The 20,830-nt window shown below is 58.9% G+C and carries 17 protein-coding genes and 1 tRNA gene; all 18 read left to right on the forward strand.

The features are described 5' to 3' along the window. Positions 1–3 precede the first annotated feature (3 nt). Positions 4–399: a RidA family protein gene (locus CLU91_RS23335; protein WP_100876021.1), complete on the forward strand. Its 396-nt coding sequence runs from the start codon at positions 4–6 to the stop codon at positions 397–399. A gap of 118 nt (positions 400–517) precedes the next feature. Next, positions 518–592 (forward strand) — tRNA-Arg (locus tag CLU91_RS23340). A 172-nt stretch (positions 593–764) separates the two neighbouring features. Then, positions 765–2,657 (forward strand): ATP-binding cassette domain-containing protein, encoded by a 1,893-nt coding sequence (locus tag CLU91_RS23345; RefSeq protein WP_100876022.1) that lies wholly within the window; start codon positions 765–767, stop codon positions 2,655–2,657. A 274-nt stretch (positions 2,658–2,931) separates the two neighbouring features. Beyond that, positions 2,932–3,603, forward strand: a complete 672-nt coding sequence (locus CLU91_RS23350; protein WP_100876023.1) for a CAAX prenyl protease-related protein — start codon at positions 2,932–2,934, stop codon at positions 3,601–3,603. A gap of 59 nt (positions 3,604–3,662) precedes the next feature. After that, the gene (epsL, locus tag CLU91_RS23355) at positions 3,663–4,910 is read left to right on the forward strand and encodes an XrtB/PEP-CTERM-associated polysaccharide biosynthesis outer membrane protein EpsL (RefSeq protein ID WP_100876024.1); all 1,248 of its coding nucleotides are present in this window, start codon (positions 3,663–3,665) and stop codon (positions 4,908–4,910) included. A gap of 8 nt (positions 4,911–4,918) precedes the next feature. Beyond that, positions 4,919–6,301 (forward strand): undecaprenyl-phosphate glucose phosphotransferase, encoded by a 1,383-nt coding sequence (locus CLU91_RS23360; RefSeq protein WP_100876025.1) that lies wholly within the window; start codon positions 4,919–4,921, stop codon positions 6,299–6,301. 291 nt (positions 6,302–6,592) lie between these two features. Beyond that, the gene (locus CLU91_RS23365) at positions 6,593–7,522 is read left to right on the forward strand and encodes an EpsD family peptidyl-prolyl cis-trans isomerase (protein WP_232730850.1); all 930 of its coding nucleotides are present in this window, start codon (positions 6,593–6,595) and stop codon (positions 7,520–7,522) included. A gap of 88 nt (positions 7,523–7,610) precedes the next feature. Further along, entirely contained in the window at positions 7,611–8,375 is a 765-nt protein-coding gene (epsE, locus tag CLU91_RS23370; protein ID WP_232730851.1) for a polysaccharide export protein EpsE, read from the forward strand. Positions 8,376–8,484: 109 nt separating this feature from the next. Then, the gene (gene epsF / locus CLU91_RS23375; protein WP_100876027.1) at positions 8,485–9,894 is read left to right on the forward strand and encodes a chain length determinant protein EpsF; all 1,410 of its coding nucleotides are present in this window, start codon (positions 8,485–8,487) and stop codon (positions 9,892–9,894) included. A gap of 16 nt (positions 9,895–9,910) precedes the next feature. Next, positions 9,911–10,798, forward strand: coding sequence for a chain length determinant protein tyrosine kinase EpsG (epsG, locus tag CLU91_RS23380; protein WP_100876028.1), 888 nt, complete (start codon positions 9,911–9,913; stop codon positions 10,796–10,798). A gap of 377 nt (positions 10,799–11,175) precedes the next feature. Then, a complete protein-coding gene (locus CLU91_RS23385) occupies positions 11,176–12,276 on the forward strand; it encodes a glycoside hydrolase family 5 protein (protein ID WP_157814786.1) in 1,101 nt (366 codons plus the stop codon). Between the two features lie 460 nt (positions 12,277–12,736). Continuing rightward, positions 12,737–13,630, forward strand: a complete 894-nt coding sequence (gene xrtB, locus CLU91_RS23390) for an exosortase B (protein WP_100876030.1) — start codon at positions 12,737–12,739, stop codon at positions 13,628–13,630. Further along, entirely contained in the window at positions 13,623–14,336 is a 714-nt protein-coding gene (epsI, locus tag CLU91_RS23395) for an exosortase-associated protein EpsI, B-type (RefSeq protein ID WP_157814787.1), read from the forward strand. The genes xrtB and epsI overlap by 8 nt, the downstream gene beginning before the upstream one ends. 57 nt (positions 14,337–14,393) lie before the next feature. Further along, positions 14,394–15,680: a polysaccharide polymerase gene (locus tag CLU91_RS23400; RefSeq protein ID WP_100876032.1), complete on the forward strand. Its 1,287-nt coding sequence runs from the start codon at positions 14,394–14,396 to the stop codon at positions 15,678–15,680. Positions 15,681–15,723: 43 nt separating this feature from the next. Continuing rightward, complete coding sequence (locus CLU91_RS23405; RefSeq protein ID WP_232730852.1) at positions 15,724–16,797, forward strand: glycosyltransferase family 4 protein; 1,074 nt, start codon at positions 15,724–15,726, stop codon at positions 16,795–16,797. A 192-nt stretch (positions 16,798–16,989) separates the two neighbouring features. Then, positions 16,990–18,057 (forward strand): acyltransferase family protein, encoded by a 1,068-nt coding sequence (locus CLU91_RS23410; protein ID WP_100876033.1) that lies wholly within the window; start codon positions 16,990–16,992, stop codon positions 18,055–18,057. 45 nt (positions 18,058–18,102) lie between these two features. Continuing rightward, positions 18,103–19,305 carry a glycosyltransferase gene (locus CLU91_RS23415; RefSeq protein ID WP_157814788.1) on the forward strand — a complete coding sequence of 401 codons (1,203 nt, stop codon included), beginning with the start codon at positions 18,103–18,105 and terminating at the stop codon, positions 19,303–19,305. A gap of 13 nt (positions 19,306–19,318) precedes the next feature. Then, positions 19,319–20,818 (forward strand): lipopolysaccharide biosynthesis protein, encoded by a 1,500-nt coding sequence (locus tag CLU91_RS23420; protein WP_100876035.1) that lies wholly within the window; start codon positions 19,319–19,321, stop codon positions 20,816–20,818. The last annotated feature ends 12 nt before the right edge of the window (positions 20,819–20,830 follow it).

Consider the following 20,830-nt stretch of genomic DNA (forward strand, 5'->3'; position numbering starts at 1 on the left):
ACAATGCAAGTGCTGCAACCACCGGAATGGGCCAGGCCGCGCGGCTATGCGAATGGCGTGGCCGCCAGCGGGCGCACGGTGTATGTCAGCGGCATGATAGGCTGGGATGCGCAGGGACAATTCCACACGGACGATTTCGCGGGCCAGGTGCGCCAGGCCTTGCAGAATATCGTCGCCGTGCTGGCCGAGGCGGGCGCCTTGCCCGAGCACATCGTGCGCATGAACTGGTATGTGCTCGACAAGAAGGAATACGTGGCGGCGTATCCGCAAATCGGCGTGGCCTACAGGGAAATCATCGGCAAGCATTTTCCTGCCATGACGGCGGTGCAGGTGGCTGGTCTGATCGAGGATCGCGCCAGAGTGGAGATCGAGGTGACGGCGGTGCTGCCTGACTATTAGTCCATACTGAAATATTGCACATCAGCATCGTTTCCGACAGGCTAGAGCGCCATCTGTCATGCTCGCGCCTGGCAAGCTGTCAATGGCGCGCGCCAGCCTGTATAATGCCGCTGCGCGTGTCGCCATCGTACAATGGATAGTACAAGGTCCTCCTAAGACTTAAATGCAGGTTCGATTCCTGCTGGCGACACCACATTTCCACGCAGCGCGCGTCGGCAGCCTGACTTCATGCGGGCAACAATTACAGGTCGATAGCGATTGAAGTCCGAGATATCGGTACAATGCGTGCTTCATTCATCTAATCGGCAGCTGTTTTGCACACCACGCGGTGTGCGCAAGACGGCGCCCGAGCACTCTTACTCATTATGGCTGTCATTTCTCTTTCATCGGCGCAACTTGCGTTCGGTCACGTCGCGCTGCTCGATCACGCGGAATTTTCACTGGAAACCACGGAGCGGGTCGGCTTGATCGGCCGCAACGGCACGGGTAAATCCTCGCTGTTGAAGGTCATTTCGGGCAAGTTCAAGCTCGATGACGGCTTGCTGGTGATGCAGCAAGGCATCAAGATCGCGTATGTGGAGCAAGAACCGCAATTCGACCCGGACATGTCCGTGTTCGACGCCGTCGCTTCCGGCATGGGCGAATCGCAAGCCTGGCTCAAGGAATACGACGAGTTGACGGGCCAGTTTGGCCAGGGCAATGACGACGAATTGATGGAACGCATGCACGACATCCAGGTCAAACTCGATGCGGCCGATGCCTGGAGCTTGCCGAACAAGGTGGAAACCGTGCTCGACCGTCTGAACCTGACGGGCGACATGGCCATGAAAACCCTGTCCGGCGGGATGCAAAAGCGCGTGGCGCTGGCGCGTGCGCTGGTCTCGGCGCCCGACGTGCTGCTGCTCGATGAACCGACCAACCATCTGGACTTCAGCTCCATCCTGTGGCTGGAAGGCTTGTTGCGCGACTTCAAGGGCAGCGTGCTGTTCATTACCCATGACCGCTCCTTCCTCGACAACGTTGCCACGCGCATCATCGAACTCGACCGCGGCCGCTTGCTGTCGTATCCGGGCAACTTCACGGCTTACCAGACCCGCAAGGCGGAGCAGCTGGAAATCGAGGAAGTGGAAAATGCCAAGTTCGACAAGTTCCTGGCGCAGGAAGAAGTGTGGATACGCAAGGGCGTCAAGGCGCGCCGCGTGCGTGACGAAGGCCGCGTGCGCCGCCTGGAAGCGCTGCGCCTGACGCGCAATGCGCGCCGCGACCAGCAGGGACAAGTCAAGCTGGACGTGTCGGCCGGCGAACGCTCGGGCAAGATCGTGGCGGACCTGGAAAACGTTTCCAAGATTTATGGCGACAAGGTCATCGTCAAGGATTTCAGCGCCACCATCTTGCGCGGCGATAAAGTCGGCCTGATCGGCGCCAACGGCGCCGGCAAGACCACTTTGCTGAAGATGATCCTGGGCCAGGAAGAGTCCGACACGGGCAGCATCCGCCTGGGCACCAAGCTGCAAGTGGCGTATTTCGACCAGATGCGCACGCAGCTGAACGAAGAAGCGAACCTGATGGAAACCATCGCGCCGGGCAGCGACTGGGTCGAGATCAATGGCCAGCGCCGCCACGTGATGACGTATCTGAACGATTTCCTGTTTGCGCCGGAACGCGCCCGTTCTCCCGTCAAGTCGCTGTCCGGTGGCGAGCGCAACCGTTTGCTGCTGGCGCGCCTGTTCGCCAAGCCGGCCAACGTGCTGGTGCTCGATGAGCCGACCAATGACTTGGATATCGATACCCTCGAATTGCTGGAAGAGTTGCTGGAAGAATACACCGGCACCGTTTTCCTCGTCAGCCATGACCGTACCTTCCTCGACAACGTCGTCACGCAAGTGATCGTCGCCGAAGGCGAGGGAAAGTGGCGCGAATTCGTCGGCGGCTACACGGACTGGGAGCGCGTGCGCACCTTGCCGATCGCCACGGCGCCAGCCAGCAAGCCGGCCGTGAAGGTCGAGGCTGCCACACCGGCGGCCAAGCAGAAAAAGCTCAGCTACAAGGAGCAGCGCGAACTCGACGAACTGCCGAACATCATGGCGGCGCTGGAAGATGAGCAAGCCGTGCTGGCAGGGCAATTGTCGCATCCCGATTTCTACAAGAAAACGCCGGCCGAAGGCAAGCGCCTCAATGCGCGCGTGGCGGAAATCGAGCAAGAGTTGCTGGCGGCGCTGGAAAAGTGGGAAGCGATCGAAGCGCGCGCCAAAGGCTGAGTTGCTTTTCATTGATTGTCGCCTGCGGCAATTAATATCAAAATTGATACTGTAGTGATAAACTCTGGCTGAAGCGGGTGTTGCCGCCCGACGCGTGTAGCGTGTCGGGCGACAACATACTCTCCGTTACAGACCCCGGAGCGGCATTGCGTCTTGTTGATGCATCAAAGACAATATTGCTGATACTATTCCCCGTGTTGTTACCGTCGCGGCGCCAGCCGCAAGCAATCTGCATTTGCCAGCCATCACAGACCGGAAACGGGGGAGCGCCTTCATGTTTGACCGACTCGCGCTGCCACGCGTGCTGCCTTTTTTTACTTATCTATTTTTTATTCTTATTGCTGATGTGTTAATATGGGCGGGCTATGCTCAGGAGCAACTACGCTACTTGTATGTGGTGAAAATCGGCGTCGTTCTGGCTCTGCTATGGCTATATCGCCGGCACTATACGGAGCTGGCCTGGCCCGGTCCTGCGCTCATGGGATGGCGTGCCATCGTCTGGGCCGTGCTGGCGGGCATCGTGGTGCTGGTGCTGTGGCTCAACCTGGGCGCGTCCTGGATGGTCATCGGCGAGTCGGCCGGTTTCGATCCGCGCTCCGGTCATGGCTATGACTGGCCGCTGCTGGTGGCGCGCATCGCCGGTGCCGCGTTGGTGGTGCCCGTGATGGAAGAGTTGTTCTGGCGCTCCTTTCTATTGCGTTGGTTACAATCGCCGAATTTTCTGGCCGTTGAACCGTCACTGCTGAGATTTCGCTATATTGTTGTTACGGCGATACTGTTTGGCTTTGAACATAATTTGTGGTTTGCGGGCATTCTTGCCGGCTTAGCATATGGGTGGCTCTACGTGCGTTTTCGCACCCTGTGGTCGGCCATCATCGCGCACGGCGTGACGAATGGCTTGCTGGGTGTCTGGGTACTCATGACTGGGCAATGGGCTTATTGGTAATCGCGTCATCGGCGCCATTAGTTAATGCAGTTAATGCAGTAATCACAAAGATGAAAAAAATGTTGAGCTTGACTGAAAAAAAGTGCGCTGCCTGTGATGCAGCGCGAGCGGTTTTTCGCACGCCCCGCCTGGGCGCGCTGTCGCTGCTGATCGGCGCTGCCTTCAGCACGGCCGTCCATGCCGAAATCAGCGACACCATCCATCCATTCATCCGGACGTCGACTGCCTATGACGACAATTTGCTGCGCCTGAGCGAGTTTCCGGGGCAAACGCCGGATCTGAGCGATACCAGCCGGACGGTGCAAGGCGGCCTCCTGTTCGAACGTCCCGTCGGCCGGCAGTTGTTCACGGGCTACGCCAAGCTGAGCCGCGTGACCTTCAACCGCTTCACGGAACTCGATTACAACGGCAAGGACGCGCTGGTCGATTGGGCCTGGCAGTTGGGCAACCACGTCCAGGGCCATCTGGGTACCAGCTACCTTGAAACGCTGACGCCATTTGCCGATACCAATTCCAAGGACCGCAATTTGCGCACGCAGCGCCGCCATTATGCGGATGTGAGCTGGCTGTTCCATCCCAGCTGGCAGGTGCGCGCAGGTGTCTCGCGCTTCGATGCGGACTATGAATTGCTCACGCAAAAGATCAACAACCGTTCGGAAGATGCGACCGAACTCGGTCTCGATTATCTCGCCGCCAGCGGCAGCAAAGTGGGCGTGCAGCTGCGCCGCCTGAAGTCGGACTACCAATTCAAGGGCGGCGCAGGGACGGGTTTTCCCGATAACGATTACACGCAGGATGAAATCAAGGCCAATGTGCTGTGGCTCGTCAGCGGACCGACCAAGCTGTCATTTCTCGGCGGCTGGGTGCGGCGTACGCATCCGCTGTCGGGTTCGGGCAGCAGCAGCGGCGCCAACGGCCGCCTGATTGCCGATTGGGTGGCAACGGGCAAATTGCGATTCAATGCGGCACTGTGGCGCGAATTCCAGGTGGTTGAAGGCGGCATCGTCGGTAGCAGCCTGAACAAGGGTGCCAGCGTGGCGGCCTTCTGGAGCGCTACGGCCAAGGTGGGTGTCAATGCCCAGCTGCAGCACGAGAAGCGTGACTTCAGCACCATCAATGGTTTCACGGCCTTGAGTGGCCTGTCCGATGCGAGCACCAGCGCTTCGCTGGGCGTGACTTACACGCCACTGCGCAACATCACGCTGGAAGCGGACACATTTCGCAGCAGGCGCAGTGGCAATCCTATCGTGGGCAGCAATAGTTACCGATCCCAAGGGGTTTCGTTCTCCGCCAATGTTCAATTCTGAAAAGTAAAATGACGATTAACGATATACCTCTGATTTCCTTTTTTCAGCGTGTGCTTGACCCCCTGGTCATCATGTTCACGCTGTATGTATGCTCGATCATACTCGGTTCTTCCTTCGACGGTTATGCCCTGGTATTGATGATACTGGCGTTTTTCATTTCCTCGTCCATCTACCAGCATATCGACCCGTATCGCGCCTGGCGTGCCGGGCGCATGTGGGCCTATGCGCGCGACGTGATCGTCGGCTGGGCCGTCACGGCGCTGATCCTGGTCATGCTCGGCGTGGTCAGCGGCCTGGCGCAGCATTATCATGTCAAGGCCGTGTATGCCTGGTTTGTCATCACGCCGTTGCTGCTGATTTTCCTGCAACTGGCGGTGCGCCGCGCGCATTCCATCCAGGGCAACGGCGACGAAGTGCGTTCTGTCGCCATCATCGGCGCCAACAATGTCAGCGTGCGCTTTGCCGACGCCATCAGCAAGCACCCGAACCTGTTCATGCAGGTGGACGGCTACTTTGACGACCGGGAAGAGGAGCGCTGGCCAGAGGGCATGTATCACCCGATGCTGGGCCGAATGGATGAGATTGCCGCTTACGTCCGCAGCAAGCAGACCAAGATGATTTTCATCAGCCAGCCCATCTCGGCGCAGCCGCGCATCCGCAAGTTGCTCGATGAATTGCAGGACACCACCACCTCGGTGTATTTCCTTCCGGATATTTATGTATTTGACCTGATGCAGGCGCGTTTTGACAATGTGTGCGGCATGCCCGTCATCGCCATCTGCGAATCGCCATTTACAGGCTGGAACAGCACGATCAAGCGCATGAGCGACCTGGTGCTCGCCTGCCTGATCCAGTTGTGCCTGCTGCCGCTGATGCTGATGATTGCCATCGCCGTGAAGGTGACCTCGCCCGGTCCCGTCATTTTCAAGCAGCGCCGCTACGGCCTGTATGGCGAAGAAATTATCGTCTATAAGTTCCGTTCGATGACGGTGTCGGAAGACGGCGCCAAGGTAGTGCAGGCCACCAAGGATGACCAGCGCCTGACGCGCATCGGCGCTTTCCTGCGCCGCAGCTCGCTCGATGAGTTGCCGCAGTTTATCAATGTGTTGCAAGGGCGCATGAGTATCGTTGGTCCGCGACCGCACGCAGTTGCGCACAATGAACAGTATCGCAAGTTGATCAAGGGCTATATGTTGCGCCACAAGGCCAAGCCGGGCATTACCGGCTGGGCGCAGGTCAATGGCTTGCGGGGCGAGACGGAAACCCTCGACAAGATGGAAGCGCGCGTGCATTTCGACCTCGACTATCTGCGTAACTGGTCGCTGTGGCTGGACCTGTGGATCGTGGTGCGCACGGTGCAAGTGGTGCTGAAACGGGAAAATGCCCATTGATGGTGTAACAGACTATCAAGAAGATTGCTGCACAGCCAAGCATTGTGGCGTAGCGACAACTTCCAAGTCGCCCGGCGTCCGGCTTTTATGTTGACTAAAGAAAATTAGTTGCATTATTTGTGATTTCTATAATTCTGTTGCATAATTTGTACCTGTTGCATGCTAAAGTGATTGCAGGACCTGTAAGATGACGTGCTGAAACAATGTAGTGCATGCATCGTTTTGACCCGCCTGCCCGAAAAGCGTGGCAGCGCTTGAAAACATGTTGAACCCTCTGAGATGGCGAGTCCGATGAAAATGAAACGAATTGATGTACCACGCCGCATCCTGACCGCTGGCGTTATCCTGCTGACGGTGGCCGGCCTGGCCGCCTGTGGTGGCGATAAGCAGAAGAAGGTGGGCCAGGCGCTCGCCAGCGTGAATGGCGAAGAAATCACGGCGCTGCAGCTGAACGAAGAATTGCAGCGCGCCGGCGTGCCGGCGGCGCAGCAGGAAACGGCCAGCAAACAATTGCTCGAAGCGCTGATCGACCGCCAAGTGGTGGAGAATGTCGCGTTGAAAGAAAAGATCGACCGCGATCCGAAGGTCATGCAAGCCATCGAGCGGGCCAAGGCGCTGATCATCAGCCAGGCTTACATGCAAAAGAAATTGAGCGGCATTACGCCTCCGAGCAAGGCCGAAGTGGAAGATTACTTCAACAAGCACCCTGAGTTGTTCAGCAATCGCAAGCAGTTCGACATGCGCCAGTTGCTGATCGCCAGCAAGGATATGAACGATGCGCTCAAGCAAGTGATCGACAAGAGCAAGTCGCTCGATGAGGTAGCGGCCTGGATGGAGAGCAGCAAGATCGGTTTTGCGCGTGGCCAGGTGTCGCGCACGACGACGGATCTGGCGCCGGAACTGGTGACCAAGTTGCAAGCCATGCCGAAAGGCCAGCTGTTCATCATCAATGAAGGTGAACGCGCGATGCTGATGACGATCGTCGACATCAAGGATGTACCGGTCAAGCTGGCCGCCGCCGCGCCGCAGATCGAGCAGTACCTGGTCAATACCAGGACCAAGGATGCCGCCAAGCAAGAAATGGAGCGCCTGCGCGCAGCGGCCAAGATCGAGTATCTGAACCAGCCTGCTGCTGCAACCGCGGCATCGGCTGCGGCTTCAGCAGCCTCGGCAGGCTCCAGCGCTGCGGCTACCGCACGGGGCGTTGCTGGCCTGAAATAAGCATGCCTGGCACCATTGATATTTTGCATAACTAACCGTAATGACCGACGAGATCGAGCTGATGATGAAACGACTGATACTTTTGATAATGACCTCACTGCTGGCCTTCACGCTGGGCAGTGCCAATGCCGGAGAAGTCATGCTCGGCGCGGGCGATGTGCTGAAGATTTCCGTCTACGGCAACCCGGATCTGGGCGTGGAAACGCGCGTCAGCGAAGCGGGCGACATCACGTTCCCCCTGATCGGCCAGGTCAACGTCATGAAAATGGCCGTTGCCGAGGCGGAAAAGAAGATTGCCAACAAGCTCGAAACGGGCGGCTTTGTGAAAAAGCCGCAAGTCAATATCATCGTGACCTTGTTGCAAAGTCAGCAAGTGTCGGTGCTGGGCCAGGTGAACCGACCGGGCCGTTATCCCGTCGATGGACGCCGCAGCCTGCTTGACTTGCTGGCGCTGGCCGGTGGCATCGGTCCCGAGGGCGGCGATACGGTCAGCCTGATCCGCAAACGCGATGGCAAGACCACTACCGATGTCGTCGATGTCGTGGAAATGGTGCGCACTTCCGACCTGAACCGCGATTTTGACCTGGCCGCCAACGATGTTGTATTTGTAGAACGTGCTCCACGCATCTATATTTATGGTGAAGTGCAACGTCCAGGCCCCATGCGCCTGGAGCGCTCGATGACGGTGCTGCAGGCGCTGTCGGCCGGTGGCGGCCTGACCCAGCGCGGCACCGAGCGCAACATCCGCATCAAGCGCCGGGGGGCGGACGGCAAGTTGCAGATCATCGATGCCAATCACGATGACCTGCTGCTCAGCGACGACGTGGTGTATGTGAAGGAAAGCTGGTTTTAAGAGCCGATTTCAGCAGTGAGCGTCTTCTGCTGGGATAGGATCTGATGATGGTGGCAGCGTTGCTGCCTATTTTGTACCGATTGTTTTGCAATGATATGAGACGGTTTCTATGAATTTCTCCCAGTTTTTACTGATATTGCGCGCTCGCCAGCGCGTCATCTGGATCACCCTGGTGATTGTGGTGGCGACAACGCTGGCGATCAGCCTGCTCCTGCCCAAGACGTACAAGGGCACGGCATCCGTGTTGCTCAATTACAAGGGCGTCGATACCGTCACGGGCCTGGCAATGCCGGGTCAACTGATGGCAGGCTACATGGCGACGCAAATCGATATCATCAGCAGCAAGAACGTTGCCCTGCATGTCGTCGATTCTCTGAAGCTGGCGCAAAATCCTGCCGTCATCGCCCAGTTCAACGCTGCCACGGGCGGCGAGGGCGCGGTGCGTGACTGGCTGGCCGATCTGTTGCTGAAAAAACTCGAGGTCGTACCGTCGCGTGAAAGTAGCGTTGTAGAAATCAGTTTCAGCGGTTCGGACCCGAATTTCGTGGCCGCCATCGCGAATGCCTTTGCGGAAGAGTACCAGCGCGTCAGCATCCAGCTGAAAGTCGAGCCTTTGAAAAAAGCCTCGGCCTATTTCAATGACCAGACGCGCCAGATGCGCGATGTGCTGGAAGCAGCGCAAAGCCGTTTGTCCAAGTACCAGCAGGAAAATGGCATCGTCAGCCTGGATAACCGCGTCGACGTGGAATCGAACCGCCTGAACGATTTGTCGCAGCAACTGGTGATGGCGCAGTCGCAGTCGATGGAAGCGACCTCGCGCCAGCGCATGGCGCAAGGCGCATCGTCGCTGGAATCGCCCGATGTGGCGCAAAATCCGATGATCCAGAATTTGAAGATTGCCCTCGGCACGGCCGAATCGAAGTTTGCCGAGATTTCACAGCGCCTGTCGCAGAACCACCCGCAATACATCAGCGCCAAGGCGGAACTCGATAAATTGCGCAGCGACCTGGCAGCGGCTATCCATGTCACTGCAGGCAGCGTCAGCAACAATGCGCAGATTTTGCAGCAACGCGAAGGTGCCATCCGTGGCGCCATGGCGGCGCAAAAAACCAAGGTGCTGGAACTGAACCGCACGCGTGATGAAATGGGCGTGCTGATGAAGGATGTCGAAAGCGCCCAGCGCGCCTACGACGCCACGTCGCAGCGTTTTTCGCAGACCAGCATCGAAGGCCAGGCCGAACAGTCCGATATCTCGATCCTCAATCCTGCCGTGCCGCCGGTCGTGCCGGCGGGGCCGAAAGTCATCCTCAACACCGTGCTGGCCTTCTTCTTTGGCGGCTTGCTGGGTCTGGGCTTGAGTATTCTGCTGGAAATGCTGGACCGCCGCGTGCGCTCCGAACGCGATCTGTTCGATGCGCTGCAAATTCCGGTGCTGGGCGTGATCGCCTGGCAAGCGCCTAAGCGCCGCCGCTTCAAGTCCCTGAAGTCGGTGTTGTCGAGCCGCTTGCGTTTGAATTAATTCGATAGGAAACACAATGAATCATCCTGCACTGGCTGGCCATGTACCAGCACCTGCCGCCCACACGGCGAACGTTGGCGATTCCAGCATCGGCGGCTTGCTGCTGGAGTCGGGCAAGATCACGCCGGAAAATGCCGAACGCGTGCTGCGCATGCAGAAGGAACTGGGCATCCGTTTTGGTGAAGCGGCGCAGCGCCTGGGCCTGATCACCGAAGCCGATATCGAGCAGGTACTCGCGCGCCAGTTCAATTATCCCTACCTGCCGCGCGGTACTGGCAACTTTTCGGACAAACTGCTTGCCGCGTATGAGCCATTTGGCCAGCAAGTCGAAACCTTGCGCGCCATCCGCAGCCAGCTGATGCTGCGCTGGTTCGCACGCGGCCACAAGGCGCTGGTGGTGGTGAGTATCAATGCGGACGATGGCGCCGCCATCTTTGCCGCCAACCTGGCCGTGGTCTTTTCCCAGCTCGGCGAGCAAACCTTGCTGGTCGATGCGAACTTGCGCTCGCCGCAACAGCAGGAATTCTTCGGCCTGAAAGGGCGCCAGGGCCTGTCGGACCTGCTGGCTGGCCGCGGCGACCTGGACGCGATCGCCAAGATCGATTCGTTTGTTGCCCTGTCGGTCATGAGCGCGGGCACCTTGCCGCCGAATCCGCAGGAATTGCTTAGCCGCACTTCATTTGCCACACTCAACGAGCAAGTCGCCTCGCGCTATGACGTGGTGCTGTACGACGTCGCGCCATTCTCCAGCGGCTCGGACGCGCTGGCCGTTGCTGCGCGCGCGGGCGGCGCCTTGCTGGTGGCGCGCAAGAATGCCACTGGACTGGCCGATCTGGCAACGTTCGCCGAACAGCTGGAACGTAACGGTGTTGAAATTGTCGGTACCGTTATGCAAGAGTTTTAAGCGCACATTCTCGCTGCGCCTGCGCATATCGTGCCTAAGCAGGCATGGTATGCATGCTTCCTCTCCCCGAATTTGCCTGGCCGCCCTGTGCGGCCATTTTCATTATGTGAGCTAGCGGCACACGAATTCTTTCCGTGATGAAATAGCGCGGCTTGTCCTGGCGTCGTATCAATTACCGCTTATGATTAAACTATCGCTGCTTGAGCGGGGCGTCGCCCGGCAAAGATGACGCAATGCTTGCCGGTGGCAACATGCTGCACGTATTGACCAGGCCGGGCCATGTTCAGCATCAAGCCAGGCCCGGTTTGTATTGCGCCAGCAAGGATGGGAAATGTATAGTGGCAAACGATGTATTTCCACAATGGAGGGATGGCAACATGAAATTTCTGTTCGACACAGTCCGACAATTGAGCAGCGATCACAGGGGGCCAGATGCCGGCAGCGCCATGGCGGGCGCAGGACGTGTGCGCCGGGGCGCGCTGGTCGTGTTGCTGGCCGCGGCGATGGCCGTTGCCGTGCCTGCCGGCGCCACTTGCCTGGACAAGGCGCCCTTGCGCGGCGTCAATATGGCCGGGGCAGAATTCAATGGTGGCAAGATTCCCGGTACCGTATTCAAGGATTTCATGTATCCGAGCGCGAACGATATCAGCTACTTTGCCAATCTGGGCGCGAACATGCTGCGCCTGCCGTTCCGCTGGGAACGTTTGCAGCCTGTCGCGGGCGGTCCGCTCGACCCGACACAGCTCAGGTTTATTGCCAAGGTGGTGGAGACGGCGAAATCGCGCGGCATGTGCGTGCTGCTCGATGCGCATAATTATGGTGCCTACAACAATATTCCATTGGGCAGTCCTGGCGCCACGACCGAGGACTTCGCCGATTTCTGGGTACGCATGAGTGCAGCCTTCCCGGATGTTGATACGGTCGCGCTTGGACTCATGAACGAGCCGGTGCTGACGAGCCTGAGGCAATGGGGCGAAACGTCCAAGGCCACGCTGGCAAAATTGCGTGAACATGATGCGAAACACCTGGTCGTCATTGCTGGCGGCACCTATAGTGGCGCGCATGACTGGGCCACGCCGCGCGACGGCGTGTCCAACGCCACGACTTTTGCTGGCGTGAAAGACCCGCTGGGGCGCACCCTGATCGAGGTGCACCAGTATGTCGACTCGAATTACTCGGGAACCAAGGCCGACTGCATCTCACCGGCCAAGCTGACGGATATCCTCGAAAAGGTCAGGGTCTGGGCCGTGGCCAACAAGCAAAGGGTGTTCATGGGCGAATTTGGCGTTGCCGACACGCCAGAGTGCCGTCCCACCTTGCAGGCGGCGCTGACGTCGATGCGTAACGCGCCATGGGCCGGTTGGACGTACTGGTCAGCGGGCGCGTGGTGGGGCAAGAATTATATCTTCAGTGTGCAGCCGGTCGTGGGCGTGACGCGCAATTCCCTGTCCCTGCTGCAGGTTGAGTGGCAAAAATAGACTGTGGCGTAGCATGCCACGTCGCTTGTTGCGCACGCATGGCCGCGCCAGTTGGCGCGCTCATGCGCCCCGTTTTGTCGCGGAGCTTGCCGCTGAAGTGAGTGTGTTGCCGTTCGTGTCAGTCCGTTTCCGCCGTGACAGCTGCGGCAGGTTAAAGTTGATCAAGAGTATCATCTTTCCGTATGGCAAGTGATTGATTGCACAGGGATTTGTCTCTTTTGCCCATATTTGCGCGTGGACGAAAAAATAGCCTGCCCAAATGCAGTATTTCAGCTTGACCAGCGTCGCGGCTCCGTTATAATCTTAATGTTTTGTTAAAATAGTTTCATATCCTTTAAAGGTTTCTGGGGGAGCTATCTTGCAAATACGATAGGCCGAGGTTAACCGATGCCAACGATGCGGTGCTGTACCATTCGGTAAGGCAGGCGCTTTTGATACGACAGTCATTCATGGGGTAGTGATGCAAACCTCTTCCTTAAGCTCGCGCGACGCCGTGATACCGTGGTGGAGGGCCGCCATTCCCGAATGGGGACCGGTCGTGGTCGGTTTGCTGGCCCTGTACGTCCCGTCCTTTTATGACCTGATCACAGGTTTGTGGATGAGCGAGGAGCAGGCGCATGGCCCGATCATCCTCGTGCTGTCGACCTGGCTGCTGTACCGCAAGTGGCCGGAAATGATGGCAAGAACGGAAGGCCAGCCTTCGTCCAGGGCCGGCTGGATCGTCGCCGTGGTGGGCCTGGTCATGTATGTGCTGGGCCGCTCGCAACAGTTTTCCATCTTTGAAATCGGCTCCTACATCGTCCTGCTGGCGGCAGTGCTGCTGATCAAGCGCGGTACCCTGGCCTTGCGCATCATGTGGTTTCCCCTGTTCTTCATGCTGTTCATGATTCCCTTGCCCGGCATCCTGGTGGCGATGTTGACGATGCCGATGAAGACGGCTGTGTCGTATGTCACTGAACATGTGCTGTTTTTCCTTGGTTATCCGATCGCCCGCAGCGGCGTGATTTTGCAGATGGGCCAATATCAGTTGATGGTAGCAGATGCCTGCGCCGGTTTGCACACGCTGTTTACGCTCGAAGCCCTGGGTTTGTTCTACCTCAATCTGGTGCGCCATACGTCTGCCCTGCGCAACGGCGTGCTGGCCATACTGATCGTGCCGATTTCCTTTACGGCCAATGTGATCCGCGTGATGACCTTGACCCTGATTACGTATTATTTCGGCGACGCGGCAGGGCAGGGCTTCCTGCATGGTTTTGCCGGCATGGTGCTGTTCATATCGGCCCTGTTGCTGATCCTGGGCGTTGATTGGCTGTTGCAGTCGTATGTGCAGCGGCGGGAGAAAAAACATGCTTGATACACTGCAAGGTATGCAGCGCAAGACGCTGTTCGCAGGCCTGCTGCTGGGCCTGCTGATGGTATCGACCTCGGTGCTGACGAAGATAGTGACGCCGACGGTCAAGATGTCCGAAGGCAAGCCCATGCTGGACCTGACGGCGCTGGTGCCGGCCGAGTTTGGCGAGTGGCATGAAGAGCGCGATACGGCCGCCGCCGTGGTCAACCCGGAAGCCGAGGCTGCGCTGGCGAAGATTTACACGCAAACGCTGGCGCGCACCTATGTGAACGCCGCTGGGGAACGCATCTTGCTGTCGGTCGCTTATGGCGATGACCAGCGCGGCGAAGCGACACAGGCACACCGCCCCGAAATTTGCTATACGGCGCAAGGCTTCGCCATCACCAGCAATGACGTGGGCCTGCTGAAGGCGGCCGAGCGCAACATTCCCGTGCGCCGTCTGGTGGCAGTCAGTGGCAGCCGCAATGAGCCGATTACCTACTGGGTTACCGTCGGCGACCGCGCCACCTTGCCTGGCGTGGGACGCAAGCTGCTCCAGCTGTTCTATGGCTTGGGCGGCAAGGTGCCCGATGGCTTGCTGTTCCGCGTCTCGAGCATCCAGGCCGACAAGACGGCGGCATATGCGTTGCAGGATCAGTTCGTCAATGCCCTGTTTGCCCATATCGGCAAGGCGCCGACGGAAAAACTGGCCGGCAAGTTCGATGACTAGCAATAACACGGCGTGCAGCCTGACCAATCTGTCTTATTAACCGATGATGAAACAAGCATGACTCTCTACGCCCGCCCCCCCCGCGCCAGCCAGCCCAACGCTGGCGAGGAGAGCAACAAGCGCCATTTGTTGCTGGCCATCCTGATCGCCGCCACCGTTTACCAGGCCGTGCTGTGCTTTGTGCATACGCATTTCTTCAAGGCATCGACGGCGCTGGTGGCGTTTTCCGAGCTGTGCATCTACGTCACCTGTGCCGTGCTGCTGTTGCGCCGCATCGAACTGTCTTTCGTGGCCATCCTGACCCTGATCGCCTCGTATTTGCTGCTGCTGGCCTTGCTGCGCAGTTCGCTCGATCCCAAGGGTTTCCGCGACATTATCATCCTGGTGCTCTTCTACTTTCTCGGGCGCAATTTCGGTGATGAGAAATTCGCCGACCGGCTGTTGAAAATTATTATCTATATCGTGCTGGCGGTGGGCTTTTTCGAGTTGCTGCTGGTCGACGTGTACTCCAAGCTGTTCAATGTGTATTCGTATTACCTGGCGCAAGGCAATATCTCGACCAGTACCAACTGGGCCGAAGGCAGCACCCTGGCGCTGAACGGCATCCGCCCGGCCGGCATCGGCCGCACCATCCTGCCTTTCCTGCTGGGCAGCCACCGCGTTTCGTCCGTATTTCTCGAACCCGTTTCGCTCGGCAACTTTGCCGTGATCGTGGCCGCATGGGGCTTGTCCAAGGGCCGCGAGCAATGGCGTTCGATGGCCTTTTTCCTCGGCGCCGCCGCCATCATGATCACGCTGGCCGATTCGCGCTATGGCCTGGTGACTGTCGGCTTGATGGTGCTGATGCGCCTGCTTTTTTCGGGACGCGGCAATCGCCTGGTGATGATCCTGCCTTTCGTGTGCGGCGTCATCCTGATCCTGTTCGGCCTGTACTACGATGGGCGCTACAGTGACAACATTCCTGGCCGCCTGTATTCGAGCGGCATTACCATGGTGCGTTTCGGCACGGCGGAGATTTTCGGACTGGCCGGCTACAACATCAACTTCGGCGACATGGGCTATTCCATCATCCTGACGCGCTTTGGCCTGTTTGGCTGCGTGGTGCTGTGGATCGGCCTGTGGATGATCAAGATGCGCGACGAACACGGCGAGCGCTTCCGTACCTACATCGTTATCTATATGTCGCTGATCCTGTGCATCAGCGGTACCTCCCTGTTCGCGCTGAAGTCGGCTGGCGTCCTCTGGTTCTTGCTCGGCTGTTGCGCCGTGCGCGACAAGAAATGGCTGACCTCTCCGCTGCGCTCCGGCCAATTTGTTGCCGGGAAAGCCCATTATGCCGATTAAAGTTGCACATGTTGTTCGTCAGTACTATCCATCGATCGGTGGCATGGAAGATGTCGTACAAAATATTGCCCATTACCAAGCCCGTTGCCACGGCCACATTCCCACCATCATCACGCTGAACCGTGTATTCGTGAACCCGGCCGACATCCTGCCGGCAGAAGAGGTGGTCAATGGCGTGCGCGTGATCCGCATCCCCTACTCGGGCTCCACGCGCTATCCGTTCTCGCCCGGCGTGGTGCGGCTGCTGGGCGACTATGACGTGGTGCACGTGCATGGCGTCGATTTTGCCTATGATTACCTGGCCGCCACCAGGTGGCTGCACCGACGTCCGCTGGTTGCCTCCACCCATGGCGGCTTCTTCCATACCAGTTTCGCCTCGCGCCTGAAGACGATCTTCTTCCATACCGTCACGCGCGCCACCTCGCACGCGTATGCGCGCGTGGTCGGCACCAGCGACAACGATGGCAATGTGTTCGGCAAGATCATCAAGGCGCCGCGCCTGACGGTGATTGAAAACGGCGTCAATGTGGAAAAGTACCACGCCAAGGGTTCCGCCACGAAGTTGCCGTGCATCATGTATTTCGGGCGCTGGTCGTCGAACAAGGGGTTGAAGGAAACGCTGGACCTGTTTGCCGGACTGGCCGCGCGCCATCCTGAATGGCGCCTGGTGATTGCCGGGCGCGAGTATGACCTCAGCCGTGCCGACCTGGAAGCGCTGGCGCGCGAGAAGGGGATTGCCGAACGCGTCAGCATCGTCGCCAATCCCAGCGATGCGCAACTGGCCGAGCTGATGTCGCAGTCGAGCTACTATATTTGCCTGTCGCGTCATGAAGGCTTTGGCATCGCCGCCATCGAAGCGATGAGCGCGGGCTTGACGCCCGTGCTCAGCGATATTCCGCCATTTCGCAATCTGCTGGAAAAGGCGCAGCTCGGTATCTTGCACACTGGCGACGTGGCCCAGACGGTGGCGGCAATTGCCGCCGCGCATGCGCAAGACCAGGATGCGTACGCGGCGCGGCGCATGCAATTGCAGCATTTTTCCGAGCAGTACAGCTGGAATCATATCGGCGGGCGCTACGTGGCCATCTATGAAGAACTGCTGCGCAAGCGAAAGTAAGCTGGCGTCAAAAGATTTTTCCTTGCCGGTGTTGTGGTGCAAATGGTAATTGTTTCAAGCTGCATGTCGTAATGTGCGGACAATAAAGATTAATCTAATTATAATAATGCTGCGCGGCAGTGTATTGATGCACTGATCGCAGGAGCAGCCGAGACGGCTATGTTTTTCCTTCATAACCGGTGAGTTATCTCAGTGAACAAGAAAATCGATTCAATCTCCGGCCTGGCCGGTTTTGCCGCCCTGATGGTGATTTACGCCCACATGGGGAGTGAAGGATTTTTGCGCCTGTCGCACCATTTCAATAACCTGGGCGTGATGATTTTCTTCTCGCTCAGCGGCTTTCTCTTGTCTTACCTGTATATCGACAAGAAATTCTGTGCCGAGGACGTGACTGCCTACAGCCTGGCGCGCTTTACGCGCATCGCGCCCGCCTACCTGTTTACGATCCTCGCGTCCTTCGTCATCTTCACGTTCTTCGACCCGCAGTTCGAGTATCAGATCGGCACGCACAATTTGCTGCGTCATCTGTTGTTCATCGGTAACGAGTCTGTCTTCTGGACGATAGGCCCGCAAGTGCAGTTCTATGTCCTGTTCCTGCTGCTGTGGAGCGCGACGGCCCACTATGTGTCGACCAAGAATGCCATGCCACTGATCTTTATCGTCTTCGCCTGCGTGCTGCTGATCATGCTGCGCCGCAGCCTGCCGGGCACGTTTGTGGGCGCCAATCTGCACTACTTTGCCTTTGGCGTACTGGCCGGCGTGGTGCGCCGGAAGATGCACATTGAATTTCACCAGCCGCAGTTGATCAATATCATCCATGTGAGCTTGCTGCTGCTTTTCCTGGGCGTCGAATGCGGCATCATCGAACTCAGTGAGCGCATGACCCATGACAACCTCAGCACGATGGCGATGGCGGTGCTGGTGGCCTTCTTTATTTTTGTCTTTTCCTTCGACTCCCTCAGCGCGCGCCTGCTGTTCGGCAATCCCTTGCTGCGGCTGATGGGAAGCCTGAGTTTTTCACTGTACCTGCTGCACATGCCGGTGCTGTACTGGGTCAAGAAACTGTATCCGGACGATATTGCCCATCCCGTCGTCGTCGCGCTGACTTTCATGCTGATCATTGCGCTGGCGACCCTGTACTTCTATACGGTGGAACGCTATTGCGCGCTGGCCGTGAAAAACCTCGGCAAGAAGTACGCCGGACGGATCGAGGGCATGTTCACGCGCCTGGGCGTCAAGCACAAGGCGACCGTCAGCTGACGCCATGTCCACTTTTTTCTCTCTTTTTACTGATCGGGCGCCGACTTGAAAATTTTGCTTGTGTGTGCCGCCTTTCCTCCGCGCGGCAAAGGGGGCGGGCCGGAAGGCTCGTTCATGATCGCCAGCGGCTTGCTGGCCCAGGGACACGAGGTGCGCGTCGTCACGGTCGGCGACGCCGCCGGCGTGGAACAGTACAAGGGCGTGGAAGTGCATATCGTGCGCTCGCCGAATGTGTACTGGGACTACTTTTTTACCAAACGCCCGGCGGCCTTGAAGATGTTGTGGCATGTGCTGGAAAATTTCAATCCGCGCGCCTACTGGCGCTTGCGCCCGCACGTCAAGGCGTTCCGGCCCGACGTCGTCATGACGGTCAGCATTGAAAACATCAATGTGGCAACCTGGTTGCTGGCGCGCATGCACAAGGTGCCCGTGGTCCACGTCATCCAGAGTTACTTTCTGGCTTGCTGGCGTGGCGGCCTGTTCAGGAACGGCGCCAATTGCACGGGCCAGTGCGGCAGTTGCAAGGTGTTGTCAGTGGGAAAGAAGCCGATGTCGCACCTGGTGGACGGGGTCTTTGGCGAAACGCGTTTTGTTGTCGATCAACATCTGCAACTGGGCTACTTCAAGCACGCCACCTCGGCCGTCATTCCCGGTCCCGTGTTCCCCATCGCGGGGCGGGTGCCCAAGGCGCGCGACGGCAAGCTGGTCGTGGGCTACATGGGCGTGCTGGCGCCGCACAAGGGTGTCGACGTGCTGGCCGATGCGGCGCGCCTGATGGGGCCGAACAGCAATGTACGCTTCCTGATCGGCGGCACGGGCGAAGACGAAGCGTATGTGGCCAGCCTGCGTGAAAAATTCGGCGATGCCGACGTCGAGTTCATGGGCTGGGTCAAGCCCGATGACGTCTATCCGCTGTTCGACGTGCTGGTGGTGCCGTCGAAGTGGAAGGAGCCGTTTGGCCGCATCGTCGTCGAAGCGCTGGCCTACGGCGTGCCCGTCATTTGCGCGCGTTCCGGCGGCATCGCCGAGAGCATCCGCGAAAATGAGAATGGCTACACCTTTGCCTCGGGCCAGCACGACGAACTGATCACCTTGCTACGCGACGTGCTGGAACCGGACGAGCCTGCGCGCATGCGCCTGGCGCAAAATGCGCTGCAGCATTCGCACCGCTTCGATATCGGCACGATCGCCGCGCGCATCAGCGATTTCGTCAGCGCGACCGTGGCCAGCTACAAGGCGCGCCCGTGAGCGGGGCTGCAGCATGAGCGAGAGCAAAGCCGAAGGCGACGTCAAGGCGCCTGGCATGGCGTCCGGCTCCTTCTGGGCCGTGCTCGACAATCTGGCCCAGCAGGGCTTGTCCTTCATCATCTTCGCCATCCTGGCGCGGCTGCTCAACCCTGCCGAATTCGGCTTGTTGACGATTGCCCATTTGTTCATACTGTTCTCGCGCCTGGTCGTGCTCGACGCACTGGCCATGCCCGTGATCCGCGCGAAAGAACCCGATGACGGCGCCTATTCGGCGCTGTTCTGGCGCTGCACGGCAGCCGGCCTGTTGCTGTGCGCCTGCATGTTCCTGAGCGCCGGCCCCGTCTCGGCGCTGTTCAGCGCACCATCGCTGGCGCCCGTGCTGCAAGGCATGAGCCTCTCCATCCTGTTCTTCGGCATGGTGCGTTCATACGAAGCGCGGCTGGTGCGGCAGATGAAATTCAAGCAGCTGGCCATCCGCTCCACCGTGTCCGTCATGCTCGGTGGCGTGCTCGGCATTGCACTGGCCTACCATGGCTGGGGTGCCATGTCGCTGGTGGTGCAGCAAGTGATGGCGGCCGGGCTGGCGCTGCTGCTGGTGGTGCTGCAAAGCGGCTGGCTGCCCAGCCTGGCGTGGCGCGCGCGGCCCAGCCGCTACTGGCATGATGTGCGCCAGGTCAGCGTCTCGGGCATCTTGTCCTTTGCCAACAGCAATGGCGATTCCTTGCTGGTGAGTATCTTTTTGGGGCCGTATGCGACCGGACTGTACAACCTGGCCAAGCGCCTGACGTCGGCCGTGTACCTGGTCATCACGGCGTCGCTGCTGCGCGTGTCGCTGCCCGTGTTCGCCGCCGCCAGCGGCAAGCCCGAGCAGCTGCGCCAGGCTTACCTGCAATTGCTGGCGATGATGCTGTTCCTGATGCTGCCCATGCTGCTGTTCCAGGCCGCCCTGGCCGAGCCGCTGGTGGCAACGGTATTTGGCCAGAAATGGTTGCCGGCCAGCAGTACCATCGCCGCGCTGGCACTGCTGTATTGCCTCTCTTCGGTAGCGGAACTGAACAACTACGTGCTGTTTGCCCTGGGACACAGCCGCTGGCCGCCGCTGCTCGGTATCTTGCAGCTGAGCCTGGCCGTGATCCTGGCCGCCTGCTTCAGCCAGTATGGCTTGCTGGCGATGAGCTTGTCGTTTGCCGCCGCCTACCTGCTGATGTTGCCGTGGTCGCAGCACCTGGCATGCAAGGCCATGGACTTGCCCTGGACGTCCTTCCTGGTGGCGTTGCAGCCTGTCCTGGCGGGCGCTGCGGCACTGTTGCTGACCTTGTACGCGATGGCGCGCTGGTGGCAGGGCAGCGCCATCGTGCTGCTGGTGCTGGCCCTGTTTGCCGGCGCCATCGCCTACCTGCTGCCGATGCTGCTGCTGGGGCGCGCGCTGCGCGGCACGGCAGGGGGCTTTGATCCATTTTCACTGCTCAGGCAATTACGCAATTTGAAGCACCGCGGCGCGGCCGCGGATTGAAGGAGGCGCACA

The organism is Janthinobacterium sp. 64 (genome assembly GCF_002813325.1).
GTDB lineage: Bacteria > Pseudomonadota > Gammaproteobacteria > Burkholderiales > Burkholderiaceae_D > Janthinobacterium.